The following is a 15,748-nucleotide window of genomic DNA, read 5'->3' on the forward strand; positions in this document are numbered from 1 at the left end:
CCTTGTTTTAGTAAATAAACCTGACGATTTCGCTTGATGTCACAAGAGCGAGCGGCTGAGCCAACAGCCTTCCCTCCGCAAAATCGTGCTCGAACATAACCAGCATAGCCTGGTCCTGCGTATCTCCGTGCTTGAGCAGCGGCAGCAGCTGCGTGCTCGACTGGCCCAACGCCGGAATATCGCCGAGAACGATCCGTTTGCCCTGCTCGTCCTCCAGCACGTAGTCCTCCCCGATCCGGCCAAGCTTGGCGTAGTGAAGCAGCATCACCGGATGTTTATCGGACAGTGGATTTTTCAATTGATTTTTGACCGTCTTGACCGCCTCGACATACGAACGCCGGGCATGACTCCGGATTGTCCCTTGGTCCTCCGGCTTCAAATCGCGGACCGTCATGTCCTCCCACCGCGCCCGCGGATTCAAGTCTCCCGGGTATACGAGCAACTCCTTCGCGGAAACGACCGAGAAGAACGAATCCTCTTCCTTCAAATGCTTCGCCGCCCGGAACGGTCGGTAGCTGCGGACCGCAAAAATATCTCCACTCTGCAGCTCCATCCAGAAGCCTTCATCGACGTACTCGCCTCTTGCCTCATCCTTATACGAACGGAAGGTGAGCTGCGCCAATTCCGCCTGAGGCCGGGCCAATCCATGCTCGCGCAGCTCGGCCAGCTGCCAGGCATGCCCGAGCTGTTCTTCCAAGCTGCTTTCCGTGTCGGGCGGAAGCTCGGGATTGTGCTGTCTTTCCGTTACATAGTCCCTGCTTTTCTTAACCAAAGACTGCAATACGATTAAGCGGTCCATCGCTTCCGTATACACGCGCTCACGATCTTCGGACGTACGCAGCATAAAAAGCAGCTCGCGAAACGCCGCCTGAACGCCGGGAATATAGTAGTTTCCAAGCTGCTTCGCTTGGTCTTCCATCATCTTCGCCGTTTTTGCATCGAGTCCCGCCAGCCCGTTCTGCACAATCTGGTGAACCAGCTTTTCCAATAAGCCGATGCCTTCGAGCTGGGCGGCCCGTTTCTTGGCCAAGGCCGATTTGTTCGGCTTTCGCTTGACGGTCTTCTCTTCTCCGGCATCCGCCGCTTCCTTCTTCTTCTCTTCCCGTTTCTCCACCTTGTCCCGCTTGTCCGCGATGTCCTGAGGAATCGCATCAACCTGAAATTCTTTACCGAGAACGTAGGCGTACATCAAGCCTAAAATATGCTTGCATGGAAATTGCCGGCTCGGGCAGCTGCAGCGAAATACCGGGCTGTCCGGCTTGACGAAATCGACGGAGCACCGGTACGGCTCCTTGCCGCTCCCTTTGCACTCCCCGAAAATGAGCGTTTCGTCCTCCGACCGGCACAGCTTCGGAAAGCTGTTTTTCTTGACCAGATCCCTGCCGTTCTTAATCGCAGCGGCATTTAACGCAACGGAATCTACATAAGCTTCTGTCATTGTGGCTATCATCGTATGCTCCTTGGTAAAAATATGGTGATCTTAACCTTTTTCCACATGCAGGCTCCTTTTTCCTTTTTTTTAATGTCAAAAAAATGACATTTCTCCGACGTCGATGGCTTGCAAACTTGAACACTCCCACCACCTGAGCTAATGGCGCTGAGGTGGGGGATTCTTGCGAACAGAGAAGCATCCTTCTCTTCTTGAGCAAGCGATCCCTGCGGTTCCCGCAGTTCAGTTGGTCTTAAGCCTCTGCCTGTTTCTTGGAAGGTGTCGTTCCACCTCGCAAGGAAGTGGTTAAAGACAAAGCGAGCGCATCCAAACATCTGATGGATCAGCGTCGTTTGCTCCTCCGTAGGGTAGATGCGAAAGCGAAAAGCTTTATGATGCAACATGCGAGACTTATCTCCTTTGGTGATTTCATGACAATTATAGCACATATGTTCGTATTTATATACAAGAGATGCTGATTCATCTCCCCCTTATCGAAGAGGGAGTCTTCTCAGCCTTAACGATAAAATACCGTCTAATCGTGTCGAAGCCTTGGAATTTTTTCTTTCAAAGGCTATAATGTCATCAGAGTGAATTTGGCAGAAGAAATGGAAGTGGATTGAACTTGCGAAAAATTGGAAGAAACGAGCCGTGTCCCTGCGGCAGCGGAAAGAAGTACAAGCACTGCTGCCTCCTGACCGGTGAAGCGCCTGAGCTCCAAGCGGCAGTGCCGAATTCCGGCTCGCCGTCCCTCAGCCGGCCTTCAACGGATCAAGGTCCGTCTCTCAATGCGGAAACGGTGCAGACGCTCATTGAGGTTCTGGACTGGCCTCAAGACATATATCAATCCGTCGCCGGACAATTATCCGAGCATATGGCGGGAACCTTCGATTGGCAGCGCATTACGGAAGCGGTTGCCTTGTGGCATGCCTATGCCTCCCACGAACGGCCGCAGATCCGCAAAGCGGACGTGATGCTCGCCGCTCTGGAATACGCCATCGCCTCCATGCACGGCGTTGCCGAAGTGACGCAATCGGCGCTTTCGGCCAAATACAACGTCTCCTCCGGTTCGATCGCTCAGCGGGCGCAAAAAATTACGGAGTTCGCCGAGCAAATGAAAAACGGAAAATAAAAACGTAAGTTACGCGGCGCAAAAAAAACCGTTCTCCCGACTCATCGGGAAAACGGTTTTTTTGTCGTTTCGACGAAGAAATGGTCAATTTGCCGCCGCGCAGAGGCCCACGAACATGCAGTACAACAGCCTGGACCGTGAAAGCGGCAAGGAAAGACCTACTACCGCTGAAGGATTTACACCACAAGTCATCCATCTTAGTATTGGAAACGAAATGTATAGCGCTTACATTTCCCTTGTCCATCGTCCCAGAGAATTACCGGAAGGTAGCGGGAGGTGATCCGATTTTTTGCCATTCCGGCCGTTGCTGGAGCTCCAAAAAATTTGGAAAGGAAGTCATGTGCGATGCGAAAATTATTGTCGCTTGTCGTCGGCTTGGCCTTGATTGTGAGCGCAAATTTTGCGGTTGCCGCCGATCCGGCCCCGGTTTCGGTTCAGACTGCCGCAGCCGGAGGCGCCACCGTACCGAACGTGCAGCAAAAAATGAGCAACTGGTGCTGGGCTGGCGTATCCGTACCGATCCTGCAGCATTACGGAAAGTTCGTTTCTCAAGAGGAGTTTGTACGATATGTCAAAGGTGGGCTCTACAACGCCCCTGCCACGACAGGCGAAATCATGTACGGCTTGAAGCGTTACGGCGTCAACAGCAGCGACTTCTACTATCTTCCGACGCTGCAATGGGTCCAAAACGAGGTCAACGGAAGACGTCCGATGGTTGCTTTTATCCGTTGGACGAACGGGGCAGCTATCGGTCACTTCTTCGTTCTTGATGGCTACTATTCCGGAACCGGCGGAAACCAATACGTATCTTACATGGACCCGTGGTACGGCGATCATTATTCTCAAACGTTCAACTCTTTTAAAAGCAACAATCGTTTCGTATGGAGCGGAACGATTCGTACGAGCAAATAAGAAAGGGAAAGGGGTGGAATCATGGGGAAACGGAAACTTTTCACGTTAACGACAGCGATAATGACGGGAGGTCTTCTATTCGCTATGGCCGGATACGCGGCTTTCAACTCTCCCGAGCAAATCGGCTTGCAGGACTTTATTCAAATCCATCAACAGCAGGAGGAGAAAAATTTGGTCGGCGACTCCCTCTCCGCCGCGCAATTATCCGAATTCAGCCTCGCGATCGACGCCACGGCCCCGGCCGAACAAATTCAGGCCTATTCGGACGCCTCTTTCAAGAAGCTGCTCCAGCCGACAAACGAACGCCTGTGGTTCGTCATGAATAACGGCGTACCGGAAGGGATTCTGATTGCCAACGACAAAGAGCCGGTGAAGATGGGCGGTAAAAACCGGAGTAAAGATTTGCTGAAGCTGTACCATAGCGCTCGCGGGCTTGCGGCGAACAACGAACAGGTCCGCTATGTCGAATTCGAAGGACAGGGCATGCTCCTCGTGCTAAACGGCAAAGCCGAGTCCGTCTTCCTGTCCCAGGGGCTGGCATCGCTGCTCCAGCTTCCGGAAGGTCAGGCGCAGCCACAAGACGTTATCACGAAAATGAAGGCAAGGATCGTCTCAGCCTCTGCGCAGCAGGAATGATCGAAGTCTGGGCGCAGATTTGAAAAAGGCCGTCGGGAAATCCGGCGGCCTTCTCCATAAAACTACAACCCGAAAACATGTCTGGCCGTTTGCGTCGTCGCTTCGGCCACTTCCTCCGCGCTCTTGCCCGTACAAATGGATACGGCCTGCAAGATGTGCGGCAGAAACGCGGGCTCGTTGCGTCCGTCCGCCGGCTTGACAGGCAAATCCCGCGGCGTCAGGAACGGGGCGTCCGTCTCGATCATCAGCCGGTCGAGCGGGATACGCCGTACCAGCTCCCGCAGATGCTTGCCCCGCCGCTCGTCGCAGATCCAGCCCGTAATCCCGATATACAGTCCCATATCGAGATACGTCTTCAGCTCGCTTGCGCTGCCGGTGAAGCAGTGGACGACCGCCCGGTCGATCCGGTGCAGATGCGTCTTCAAGATGCGGACGAAGTCCGCATGCGCCTCCCGCTCGTGCAGGAACAACGGCATCCGCAGCTCGCACGCCAGCATGACCTGCGCTTCGAACCACTTTCTCTGCACATCGCGCGGCGAGAAATCGCGGTTGTAATCCAAGCCGCATTCTCCGATCGCTACGACGGAAGGCAGCTCGGCCAGCTTGCGCAGCCGTGCCAGCGTGTCCGGGCCGCAATTGCGGGCGTCGTGCGGATGGATGCCTGCGGTGGAGTACAGTTTGCCCGGAAACCGGGCCGCATACCGCGCGGCTTCTTCACTGTTCCTCATATGCGTCCCCGTCAAAATAAGCGGGGAGACGCCCTCCGCTTCCGCCCGGGCGACAACCTGGTCGCGGTCCGGATGAAACGAGCGGTGCATCAGGTTAACTCCGATATCAATTAGCGACGGCTTCTTCATCGTTTGTTAGCTCCTCTCCCATCGTCTATGGCGCAGCAGGACGCCGGCACTTCGTCGGCCAGCCACACTTCATTTCCTGCGAAATAAAACGTTACGCCCATGCTGCGAGCCTTGACCGTATCCACGCGAAGGATGACAAGCTCCCCTCTGCGGCTGCCCGCCAGTGTGGCGAACTGCAGCCCTTCGGACAAATGCACGTACTGGCGGCCCATCGAGCGGATGCCTTCCCGCAGAATCACCGGCGCGGCATGACGATTCGTGCCATGATACAGCGTCTCGGGCGGATCGCCGGGCTCGTAGCTTATCTTCTCGAAGCTGTGCCCGTATCGGGCGCGGATGCGGCCATTCGTGATTTCGAAGCGCTGCTTAGCGCAATTGCGCACGACCTGCTCTACATCCTGCAGCGAGATCGACGCCCACCTGGGCTGCGATTGGATGGTGCGCATCATGTCCTTTAATTCACACGATCCGTCCGTCGGGTCCAGAACGAGCCCGAACGCTTTGGGATCGTGCCTTAACAGTTTGGTCATAAATTTGCTTAAGCGAATTTCCGTTTTTTCATTTAACATGTTTGATCTCTTCCTTATTTAACAAGTTCACATGACCAGACTGGCTGGCCGTTTCGTATGCCGGTTGGCATAGGCGGAGGCGGCGTATGAGTCAGGCTTCACCCGAGCGGCGTATCTTCCCATGGCTTCGACCCGGTCCACCATCTCCTGAACGTACAGCGACGTCTTGTTGACGACCGGCTCCGTGCCCGCATCGATATCGATGAACGCTTCGAACGAGGCACCTTGATACACGTAGGGAAGCAGCAGCTCTTCCATCCGGTTCACCGCGTCCCCCTCAAAATAGCAGGCTACTTCCTGCGAGAGACGTTTCGATCGTCAGCTTCTCTTTCACGGAGGTCAGCTCCCGGGGAAGCACGACCTGTCGGTAGCAGGCCCAAGCTCCTTTGCCCAGACGACGGATAATAATGCCGGTCACGAATTTGGTGTGACCGCGGTGAACCTGGCTGTCGGTACCGATCATCAACTGATACGGCGATGCCGGATCTTGAGAGATGAACCGCAGCATCCGCTCGATCACATCGTCGAGGGAGAGGCGGCGTTCTGTCACATTATGAAATATGAGGTCATCCTGCATGGTAAAAAGATTTGTTCGCTTCATGATTGTCACCTGTACAACGTACACGGCATCCTTTCGTTATGTATTTGGTTGGAGCCGGCGGGGCTTGAACCCGCGGCCTCCGGTCTGACGAACCGGCGAGAACTCCCGCTTCTCCACAGCTCCATGTGAGTATAGGGGAAGATGGAATCGAACCACCGCTCGCGGCTTCAAGGCCGCTGCCTTACCACTTGGCGATTCCCCTGAGTTGGACGGATAGGCGCGGGGACGGCCCGCGGGTCTGCCAGTCGCCGAATAGAGCAGCAACCTCTGTGACAACTTCCTATCCAAGATAAAATGGTGACGCATGGGGGATTCGAACCCGCCGAGTGCACGAGTGAAAGTCGTGTGGCTTAACCGCTTGCCGAATGCGCCGCGTTAAAAATGAAAAAGACTGCTCGCTCACGCGCTTTTCTTCCGCCCGGATTCGTTCCAAGGCATAAGAAAAGCCGCCGTGATCCGGCAGCCTTGTATCTCCGTATTTCGCATACGCCGAAGCATATGTCAGAATCGCCCAGCCTTCAGGAAAGGAGGGGTTCGGAGCAGACCAAGACTACTGGACTTTGTTTGTAATTCAAATTGGACCTCGTGAATATGGACAATCTTATCATGATTCGTCATCGCTACTCTCTCCTTCCACGTGGACTTAAGCAAACAAAAAAGCTGCGCTTCGTCCCTTTTTCCCGCCACGAAGGCAAAAGAAAAAGGCTACGACGATTCGCAGCCTTACCTACCGAATTCCAATTACGATGCGTCTGAAAGCGCCAGACATCGTACAGGTACGCGAAAGCTACGTAAAAAGCGTTGGTTATGAAAGGAATCATGAGCGGAACCTTGCTCAGTATGTAACAATTGTTCGAATGCATTATGCTTTCTCATGTTCCTAACCTCCCTTCGCTTTATGTGTTCATTAAGTTGGTGAAATCTTATCATGCGTACCACGAGCGTGTCAACCATTATTTTTGTAAAATTGTATTTCTTTAACTTTCGCTTGTACACGACGCCGCGCATCCCCGCAAAATGAAGGCTTTTTCTGGGACGGAATCCGATCGCTTTGCGGGGACTTCGGCTGACTGGCTCCGTTCGGTAACTATTTATCTGCGTGATGACCGCATCAGCCATAGAAAATAAGGCGCTCCGAGGAGCGAGACGATCAGACCCGACGGAATTTCTTTGGGCGGCAGCAGATTGCGGCCGACAATATCGGCCAATACGAGCAGGACGGCCCCGAGCAGCGCAGCGAGCGGCAAGAGCCGACGATGATTGTGCCCGATTAGAAGGCGCGCCGCATGAGGGGCAATCAGCCCCACGAAGCCAATTGTGCCTACGATCGATACGGCCGCTGCCGCAAGCGCGACGCCGATCGCCGCCGCTCTCAGCCGCGTCTGCTCGACGTTGACTCCAAGGCCCACCGCGCCCTCCTGACCGAAGGCCAAAATGTCGACTCTCCGCCCGATCAGCCATGCCAGCGGTAGCAGCAGCACAGGCCATACTATGAGCTGCGCCAGCTCCTCCCAGCCGCGCGCGTACGTGCTGCCGGAAATCCAGACTAACCCCACGGCCACGTTCATTTTGGACTGGACCACGATGAGCTGAATGACGGCCGAGCCGCACGCGGACACCGCGATTCCGACGAGCGCCAGCACCGCCGGCTGCAGGCCCGTTTTGCGGGCGATGAGATAGACGATCAGCGCCGCGGCGATCGCTCCGGCGAAGGAGGCAAACGGCAGCAGCGCGATTGGCAGCCCCGGCCAAACGAGCAGCAGAAGCAGCGCGCCAACACCGGCCCCCGCCGAAACGCCGACGATGGACGGATCGGCCATCGGATTGCGCACGACTCCCTGCAGCAGCAGGCCGCTGACCGCAAGCGCCGCGCCGGCGCAGGCCGCGACGAGCATCCGGGGCAGCCGCTGGTCGAGCACAATCGAGCGGGCCAGTTCGGGACCTTCGCCTTGAATCGCCGCCAGCACGTCTTGCAGCGGGACTTTCACATCGCCGAAGATCATGCCCAGGATCGTGACCGCAACGAGCAGCACCCCGAATATACCGAGAAGCGCCCGGTACGAGAGGAAGCGGGCCGTCGTGCCAAGCGACGTGGCGGACGGCTTCGGCACCTCGCGGTGCTTTTTCGCCGCCCGGTAGGACAAATAGGCGAGGCAAGGCCCCCCGATGAGTGCCGTCACGGCGCCTACCGGAAGCTCGCCGTACGAATCGTTGTTGGCAAGCCGGCTGCCGACGTCGGCAGCCACCAAAATGACGGCCCCCCATAAGAAGGAGGCCGGCAGGAGCAGTTTGTGGCTGCGCACCCCGATCAAGCGGACCAGATGCGGCGCGAGCAGCCCGACAAAGCCGATCGGACCGACGATACTGACGATTACCGCGGCAAGCAGCAGCGCCAGAATCAAACTGATCAGCCGGATTCGGCCCACATGCTGACCGAGCGACTGCGCCGTCTCCTCGTTGAGCAGCAGCAAGTCGAGTGAACGGGAGAGAATCAGAGCCAGCGCGGCGGCAGCCGCAACCCATGGCCAAGCGGCGCTAACGCCGCTCCAGTCGTTCTGCACGAGCGTGCCGCTGCCCCACAGAAACAGGCCGCTCGTTTGTTCTTCGAACATTAACTGCAGCGCGCCGGTCATTGCGGACACGGCCATCGATACGATCATTCCGGCCAACGTCATGCGCAGCGGCGTCGCGCGCAGTCCCCCGGCCAGCGAATAAGCCAGCAGCGCCGCAAAGATGGCGCCGCCGAACGCCACCAGCATCGGCGAGACGCCCATCCATGACGGGGCGAACACGGTGGTCGCCACGACGGCGAAATAGGCGCCTGCATTGATGCCGAGCGTACCGGCCGAAGCCAGCGGGTTGCGGGTAATCGTCTGCAGCAGCACGCCCGCGACCGCAAGCGCCCCGCCCGCAAGCATGCCGGCGATTACTCGCGGCAGCCGCAGTGTGCGTACGATCTGGTGCTCGGCCGTATCCTGCGGAGCGAAGATCGCTTCAAGCACCATGCGGGGAGTCAAATCGGCGGCACCCTGCATCACATGGACGACCATAAGCAGGAGCAGCAGCGCCGCTCCCCCTCCGAACACGAGGATGGGCGGTGCCCATCCGCGCATAAAGAAAGCAGCGTTTACGCCGCTTCTTTCCGTTCTCATTTGGTCATCGCCGCCGTCGCTTTTTCAGCGATCAATTGTGCCGACAGCGGTCCGCCGAACAGCCACGTATCGCCACCCATCGCGTATATCCGATTTTCCTTAACGAAATCGAGGTTTTTCCATACCGGATTTTCCTTCAACTGGTTGGCGAAAATGTTATCGTTATCCTGCACGATGTAGAAGAAATTCGCTTTCTTCATGGCAAGCAGCGGCTCGACGCCCCCTTCTTCAAAGGTCTGGACGTAGCCCTTCGGCTTGAACGCGTTTTTCAGCCCCAGCTTGATCAGCACCTTGGCCGACATCGCGTTATCCGACATGATGCGCATCGTCGGCGCTTTTTTCATCGAGAAAGCTTGCACAAGGATGAATTCGGAGTCCACTTTGCCCGCTTTTTTCACTTTTTCAGCCAATCCGGCAATCGCGGCGTCAACTTCCTTCAGCACTTTTTCCCCTTCGTCCTTCTTGCTCAGCGCGTCCGCGACAATTCGGAAATTTTTCTCCATTATCGCGTATGCATCCGGCTCCTTTTCCGTGTTCGGATAGAACACGATGGTCGGAGCAATCGCTTTTAATTTATCGTAGAAAGCTTCGACGCGGTTGGTCGCGATGATCAAATCCGGCTTCAGCGCGGAGATTTGCTCCAAGCTCGGCTCTGACCGGCTGCCGAGATCCTTCACGTCCGGGGACAGCTCGTGCTTCACCTTCACCCATTTCTTGTAGTCTGCGAGATCGGCAATGCCTACCGGCTGTACGCCCAGCGCCAGCACATCCTCGACAACCGACCATTCGAGGGCGACAATGCGCTGCGGCGTACCTTTGATCTCTGTTGTACCAATCAGATGTTTGATGGTCCGAACCGCCGGGTCTTGCGATTTGGCCTGTTCTTGCGTCGAAGCTTGCTCCGGCTTCTTAGCGTCGGTGCCGGAAGCGGCTTTCGGAGCGGAGGAAGTATTGGGATTCGCCGTTCCGCAACCGGCGATGAATAGCATGGCGCAGCAAAAAACTAATAGAACATAATGCATGGATCGTGACATGATGCAGCCCCCTAAGTATGTACATTTGTTGATAATAATTATCATTATCAGTTAATAGTTTAAAATGGGTTCCTGCATCTGTCAATCCCAAGTTGTTTGGAATGGATTGGGAGATGCCAAGCTGGGCGATATGGGGCTGGTACGAGGGGCCCGATGGCTTTATGCAGCGAAAAATAAAAAAGACGGCAACCCTTTGGCGCAGCATGCGCACAACTAGTCGCCGTATTGCAGCGTCGCCTCCCTCTACTTATGGGAAGACGGCAACCGCGAGTATGTCGATTCGGTCGAGGGCTCGTCTCGGGCTAAGCTGCTTTTCCCGTCGAACCGTCGGTTCAGAGCAAATCGTCGAATAGGCTTGTCTCGGTTTTGGAAGGCCAGCGCTGTCCCCGTTCCCAGTTCAAGACAAAGGATTCGTAGCGCCGGTTCTCCGGGAAAACGTCCAAATTGCCGAAATACCTCTCGATCGCGAGAAGCTGGGACGTATGGGCGCGCAGCGCTTCCGCTTTGATGCTCCAGGCTTGTTCCGTATCGATGACGAGCGTCGGTTCATAGCCTTTCTCGGTCAGCGTCTTCGACCGAATGTAGTACAGCTTCTGGACCGAAGGGCACCGCCCGCTCTGTACGGCTGCTGTCGCAAACCGCGAAATCGCCATATGATCGGGATGAAAGTTGCCGCCGTCCTCCGGGAACGTCACGACAATTTTCAAGCGGTGTTTGTTGATGAAGTGGATGACCGCCTCCAGAAAGAGCGTCTCGTCGACCATGTCCAATTTTCCGTCGGGGAAGCCCAGATGCTCAACTTCCGCAATGCCCAGGACCACGGCGGCTTTCTCCATTTCCTTGACCCGGATCGCGGCAAGCTCCTCCTTCGTCGCTTGCGCCGCGTAGCCGTTCTTTTGTCCCGCTTCGCCCTTGGTCGCCAGCAGCAGAACGGGCGCATGTCCTTCATCCGCCAGCTGCCGGATCAGGCACGCGCTTAAGAAGGTTTCATCATCCGGGTGCGCGTATAAAAATCCGATCGGTTCTCCCATCGTCAGACGCCTCCTTTTTTAGACCCATTATAGCTTAGACTCCGGTTCAACACTTGGTTGATGGGTGGTCAATTGATTGGCGTAAGAATTATTGAATCGGCTTGAGCGATTCGATTTCTCTTTCGGATAGTCCGCTTACTTGGGCGATGACGGAAACTTCAATGCCCACAGAGAGCATGTTTTTGGCAATTTCAATGGCTTTTGCATGTTCTCCTTCTGCTCGACCTTTCTTAAGCCCTTTCTCCATAGCCCATTCGATCATGGAAGCTTCATCATGCAAATACTTCTGCCGTTCCTCATACAGTCGGCGTGCTTCCCGATCCTGGCTTAGAAATTCCAGCGTATCCATCGCTTTCTTCAACGTCGGTTCATTCATCTTCAGCACCTCCCAGTTCGATTTGTCGGCACCCTTCAGAAACAGCAGCCAGTTGATCAAACCGCCTTCTACCGGAATCGCTTGATCGTCCAGCTTGGATAGCTCCATGAAGTGGACTTCGATGTCGTCGCTCAGTTCCAGACCCGTATGATCTTCCCTCAGATGGAACACATTATGGTAACGGTCGTTGGCAATAAACGAGTAGTTCAAGATATTAATCGTCACGCATTTCTTCAGTTCCTTGTAGGTCTGTCCTTCCTGCAACTGGCTGGAGTAGCGCTTGCTCCAATAGTACAGCGTCCGTTTCTCGATTTCGTATTTATTGAAAAGCTGCATCTCGATATTGATTAATTTACCTTCGACGGTCTTCGCCCAAATATCAAAAATGGACTGCTTATCGAGCGGTGCATCTTTGTCAGTGTACGGATTGAGCAGCACAATTTCGGTCAGCGGCGGCTCGCCGGATTCGGCAAATGTACGATTCAAGAACGCAAGCAGCACATCTTTATTGTCTTCACTGCCAAAGATTCGTTTGAACACGAAATCATTCCGGGGGTCAAGAAGCTCTTGCATCTGACAATCAACTCCATTTCTTCTTATTATACCATGCTTAGGTATCATTATTGTAGGTGCTTAACCACAGGTACAGGTCAAGGATGATCTCCGAAAAGCATACTCCCATATTACTGAGCCGTTTCTTTATGAACGGATGGAAGGACATAATTGTTCGGACACTTGTCTTTGTTTTGGTGTCTTAGAGTTTGACGGTCGAAAAAAACGCCTTGCTCAAAGTCAATGTCTTTTCACCACAGTCCAAGAATTTCAGATTGTCTCATTCCGGTCGTTAAGGCCAGCAAAAATGCAAGATGAAGTTCAGCTTTTCACGATTTTACGGATATCTTGAGTGGACCGCTCGGGTCTTAGCTTTAGCGCCTTACTCCCCAGCCATTCCCATTCAAGCATGGACTTGCTGTAACCCTAGGCTCCATCTTTATAAATTCAAAAGAGCAACCGACATTTGGTTGCTCTTTTGTCATGGTCTCTGATAGACGAATTCGTTATAGAATAACTGTTCACTCCATGACTTAATGGTGTTCATAATTCTATTGGTGAACTCTACGTTGATAATGGAGAGGTTTGAAAGAGCTCCAACACAATTTTGCCTCGGGTGTGTTTTGTCTCACTCAAACGATGCGCTTCGGCTGCTTGTGCAAAAGGGAAAATATGTTCTACGACTGGCTTAAGTTTGCCATACTTATAAAATAAGCTGATTTCCTCCAGCATTTTACCGTTCGATTCGGTTTCAGGAATAAAATGAGTGTGGATTTGCAGTTTTGCTGCTTTATCTTTGTTTGGCCGTTCAACGATTGAGAGCAGCTTGCCTCCTTTTTTGACGAGATCATAGCTGCGGTCAAGTGCATCTCCGCCAATCGTGTCCAATAATATATCTACACTTGAAATAACGGTCGAAAAATCATGTTCCCGATAGTCAATCACTTCATCGGCCCCTAATTCCTTCAGGAAGGTTTGGTTTTGTTTGCTGGCTGTAGTAATGACATAAGCGTCCATTGATTTGGCTAGTTGAACGGCAAAACTGCCAACTCCCCCAGCTCCTCCTTGAATGAAGACGCGATCACCAGGTTTGATCCCTCCCCCATGAACCATCATGATTTGCCAAGCAGCAAGACCAACTACAGGAACAGAAGCTGCCTCAACAAAGCTGAGCGAATCAGGTTTTCGCGCCAAATCATTCTCGTTGAATTTGACAAACTCTGCATAGCCACCAAGTTGGGCAAGATTTTTAAAACCGTAAACAGCGTCTCCTACTTTGTATTTCTTTACACCAGGACCAACTTTCACTACAACACCGGCAACATCACAGCCAATGATAAGGGGGAATGCATAAGGATAGATGCGCTGTAGATGGCCCTCGCGAATTTTCCAATCAACCGGGTTTACTCCGGCAGCATAAACGTTAACCAGCACCTCTCCGTCATGAATCGAAGGCAATGGAACATCCTCCAAACGAAACTGATCAGCTTCACCATATTGCTCAATAATCATGGCCTTCATTTCAGCTATCCATCTCCTGCTTTAGGGTTTTGTTCTTCCATTGACAATCTAGCAGATTTTTCTGGACGCGAGTAGAAGGCACTTTCAAGTAACTGGGTGATTTGAAAGTAACCGTTTCGCCGATATGTTATAATTTTTTGCAGTATAAATAAAAGCGAGGGGACTCTTATGCCGGAAAACTTCAAACAAAAGCAGATTGATATTGCGCTGTGTGCGGTATTTAAAAAATGGAAACCCGCGATTCTTTGCCGACTGAATCAGCAAGGTGCGATTCGATTTACGGAGCTTCTAAGATCCATCCCATTAACGACAAATCAACCTATCACCAAAAAAGTATTGATACAACAATTGCGTGAGCTGGAAGAACACGGGTTGATCGAGCGCAAGATTTTTCCCGAAGTTCCACCAAGAGTAGAATACAATCTGACCGATTACGGAAAATCAACACAAGTAGTCATTGAAGAAATGATCAAGTGGGGGGAGTCATTTGGGGAGAATAGTCAACAGATATAAGTAGACTTCTAACGACTTGCGGGCTTTCGTTGCGGGAAAGCTTCAGTTATCCACGACATTCAAGCCTCCATAGAACTCGCGGCGCAGTTCCTCCGAGTGACTTCATCATTTGATCATACTGCTGCCAAATCAGCTCCCAACTGATCGGACAAGAAAAATCTTAACCATACTTCAAAATTTATTTGTAAACTAACCGATGCTGTTCTCGCGAGCGATGCGGGCCGTCGCTTCGATATCCGCTCCGAGGACGCGGGATTTGAACACGCTCAACGCGTGGAACGCAAACGATCTGAGCGGTCTGCTGCAAGGGAAGCTCGATCTAGGCGGGTGGGCATCTTCGACACTCGTACGGCGGAACGACAACGGCCGGGACGCTGGCCAAAGACAGCCGGTTCAAGGCAGGCGTAAGTCTGGTGGGCGGATTCTGAGGAAGCGTGGCCCGGACCGGGCTGAAGCACCCTTTTATGTAGATGATGACTTCCGATACGGCGGATATGATCCGCGGGCAATAAAAAATATACGGGCTATCCCGGAGGATCGCCCGTCTTCTATGTGCTATTCAACGTCAAAGCGAATCAAGACCGCCGTTTTGTCGTCGGATACTTTGAACCGCGGATATTTGCGGCATTCCTTATCCTCCGCCTCCAAATCTAGCAGCCACTTCGCATAGCCTTCCAGCGACATTTCCTCGATGAGGGTGACAAGCTCGCTGATGCCGTCGGTTGGCGGCTGAGCACTCGTCTTCGGAGGGAACAGCCCATCGCTCACGATCAGAATCGATTGCAGCTGGATGCGGTTGATCCGCCCGTATTCGATGAAATCGTTCGCCTCGGGCTGCCCACTAAGCACGGAGTAGCCGCCTAACGTATTCATCCGTGATTTATTGCCGCGGATGTGCGGCTTCACGAGCTCCCACAGCTCTTCCCGCGTCTGGACGCCGGTGCGGAGGGCTTCCTCCCATATCTTCTTGGACTCGCAATCGATGTGCGCGACTTGGTCGCGGGACACGGTGCGGATCGTTCCGTCGGCATAAGTGGCGGCGATCATGCAATCGCCCACCTGCGCGTAGTCGATATAACGGTCGTGAATCCGGACAACCGCCAACGCGCTGGTCCACAGCGCCGCCAGATCGGTCAAATCGATTCCCGCTTCCTTCATCTTTTCCCTCAGACGGACATTCGCTTGAACGACCGCTTCCTTCAAATCGATGCCTGCCAAGTCTTCCGCCTGCAGCGATTCCAGATACTGCTGAATCGTCCGGGAAGCCAAATATCCCCCAGTTTCCCCGTTAGGGCCGCGGAACGGATGCAGAGAGGTCGCTCCGTCAAGCACCCCGTACATCGATACGCCCGGATTAACGACCAGCGCGTCCTCGTTCCATTCGGCGGTTCCCTTCAGGGTTAACGTTTGTATGTTCATAGTCTCCTCCACCC

Annotated in this window: 14 protein-coding genes, 3 tRNA genes and 2 pseudogenes; 4 read left to right on the forward strand and 15 right to left on the reverse strand. The window is 53.8% G+C overall.

The features are described from left to right. Positions 1-7: 7 nt before the first annotated feature. Both BLO51_RS15385 and BLO51_RS15390 read right to left on the reverse strand, forming a co-directional pair. A complete protein-coding gene (locus BLO51_RS15385) occupies positions 8-1,447 on the reverse strand; it encodes an SWIM zinc finger family protein (protein ID WP_090673377.1) in 1,440 nt (479 codons plus the stop codon). 236 nt (positions 1,448-1,683) lie between these two features. Then, positions 1,684-1,833, reverse strand: a pseudogene (locus BLO51_RS15390) (helix-turn-helix domain-containing protein); the annotation flags it as partial. Between the two features lie 215 nt (positions 1,834-2,048). On the opposite strand from BLO51_RS15390, the gene BLO51_RS29805 reads away from it, so the two are divergent. From BLO51_RS29805 to BLO51_RS15405, 3 genes are all read left to right on the forward strand, one after another. Further along, a complete protein-coding gene (locus tag BLO51_RS29805; protein WP_090673272.1) occupies positions 2,049-2,561 on the forward strand; it encodes an SEC-C metal-binding domain-containing protein in 513 nt (170 codons plus the stop codon). Between the two features lie 345 nt (positions 2,562-2,906). Further along, the gene (locus BLO51_RS15400) at positions 2,907-3,473 is read left to right on the forward strand and encodes a papain-like cysteine protease family protein (protein ID WP_090673274.1); all 567 of its coding nucleotides are present in this window, start codon (positions 2,907-2,909) and stop codon (positions 3,471-3,473) included. A gap of 21 nt (positions 3,474-3,494) precedes the next feature. After that, complete coding sequence (locus tag BLO51_RS15405; protein ID WP_143006899.1) at positions 3,495-4,109, forward strand: hypothetical protein; 615 nt, start codon at positions 3,495-3,497, stop codon at positions 4,107-4,109. Positions 4,110-4,171: 62 nt separating this feature from the next. Here the strand turns inward: BLO51_RS15405 and BLO51_RS15410 are convergent, their stop codons facing one another. The 11 genes and pseudogenes from BLO51_RS15410 to BLO51_RS15460 all read right to left on the reverse strand — a co-directional run bounded on the left by BLO51_RS15410 (position 4,172) and on the right by BLO51_RS15460 (position 13,793). After that, positions 4,172-4,966: a TatD family hydrolase gene (locus BLO51_RS15410; RefSeq protein WP_090673278.1), complete on the reverse strand. Its 795-nt coding sequence runs from the start codon at positions 4,964-4,966 to the stop codon at positions 4,172-4,174. Then, complete coding sequence (locus tag BLO51_RS15415) at positions 4,963-5,535, reverse strand: RNA 2'-phosphotransferase (protein WP_090673280.1); 573 nt, start codon at positions 5,533-5,535, stop codon at positions 4,963-4,965. Before BLO51_RS15415 ends, BLO51_RS15410 begins: the two co-directional genes overlap by 4 nt. 27 nt (positions 5,536-5,562) lie before the next feature. Beyond that, positions 5,563-6,136, reverse strand: a pseudogene (locus tag BLO51_RS15420) (ribonuclease H-like YkuK family protein). A 49-nt stretch (positions 6,137-6,185) separates the two neighbouring features. Further along, positions 6,186-6,259: transfer RNA gene (locus BLO51_RS15425), tRNA-Asp, on the reverse strand. A 9-nt stretch (positions 6,260-6,268) separates the two neighbouring features. Continuing rightward, a tRNA-OTHER gene (locus BLO51_RS15430) sits at positions 6,269-6,338 on the reverse strand. Positions 6,339-6,431: 93 nt separating this feature from the next. Beyond that, positions 6,432-6,508, reverse strand: a tRNA-Glu gene (locus BLO51_RS15435). A 719-nt stretch (positions 6,509-7,227) separates the two neighbouring features. Beyond that, the gene (locus tag BLO51_RS15440) at positions 7,228-9,288 is read right to left on the reverse strand and encodes an iron ABC transporter permease (protein ID WP_245719683.1); all 2,061 of its coding nucleotides are present in this window, start codon (positions 9,286-9,288) and stop codon (positions 7,228-7,230) included. Continuing rightward, positions 9,285-10,322 (reverse strand): ABC transporter substrate-binding protein, encoded by a 1,038-nt coding sequence (locus BLO51_RS15445; protein ID WP_090673282.1) that lies wholly within the window; start codon positions 10,320-10,322, stop codon positions 9,285-9,287. The genes BLO51_RS15440 and BLO51_RS15445 overlap by 4 nt, the downstream gene beginning before the upstream one ends. A 332-nt stretch (positions 10,323-10,654) precedes the next feature. Then, on the reverse strand, positions 10,655-11,353 hold the full coding sequence (locus tag BLO51_RS15450) for a PIG-L deacetylase family protein (RefSeq protein ID WP_090673284.1): 699 nt from the start codon (positions 11,351-11,353) through the stop codon (positions 10,655-10,657). A gap of 88 nt (positions 11,354-11,441) precedes the next feature. Then, the gene (locus BLO51_RS15455) at positions 11,442-12,302 is read right to left on the reverse strand and encodes an Rpn family recombination-promoting nuclease/putative transposase (protein WP_090673286.1); all 861 of its coding nucleotides are present in this window, start codon (positions 12,300-12,302) and stop codon (positions 11,442-11,444) included. 543 nt (positions 12,303-12,845) lie between these two features. Beyond that, positions 12,846-13,793 carry an NADP-dependent oxidoreductase gene (locus tag BLO51_RS15460; RefSeq protein WP_217266744.1) on the reverse strand — a complete coding sequence of 316 codons (948 nt, stop codon included), beginning with the start codon at positions 13,791-13,793 and terminating at the stop codon, positions 12,846-12,848. Between the two features lie 177 nt (positions 13,794-13,970). On the opposite strand from BLO51_RS15460, the gene BLO51_RS15465 reads away from it, so the two are divergent. Continuing rightward, positions 13,971-14,315: a winged helix-turn-helix transcriptional regulator gene (locus BLO51_RS15465; protein ID WP_090673290.1), complete on the forward strand. Its 345-nt coding sequence runs from the start codon at positions 13,971-13,973 to the stop codon at positions 14,313-14,315. Positions 14,316-14,504: 189 nt separating this feature from the next. Here the strand turns inward: BLO51_RS15465 and BLO51_RS29810 are convergent, their stop codons facing one another. Then, positions 14,505-14,678: a hypothetical protein gene (locus BLO51_RS29810; RefSeq protein ID WP_217266745.1), complete on the reverse strand. Its 174-nt coding sequence runs from the start codon at positions 14,676-14,678 to the stop codon at positions 14,505-14,507. A 192-nt stretch (positions 14,679-14,870) separates the two neighbouring features. Beyond that, positions 14,871-15,734 (reverse strand): protein phosphatase 2C domain-containing protein, encoded by an 864-nt coding sequence (locus tag BLO51_RS15470; protein WP_090673293.1) that lies wholly within the window; start codon positions 15,732-15,734, stop codon positions 14,871-14,873. Positions 15,735-15,748 lie beyond the last annotated feature (14 nt).

Source organism: Paenibacillus tianmuensis (genome assembly GCF_900100345.1).
In the GTDB taxonomy this organism is placed as follows: domain Bacteria; phylum Bacillota; class Bacilli; order Paenibacillales; family NBRC-103111; genus Paenibacillus_G; species Paenibacillus_G tianmuensis.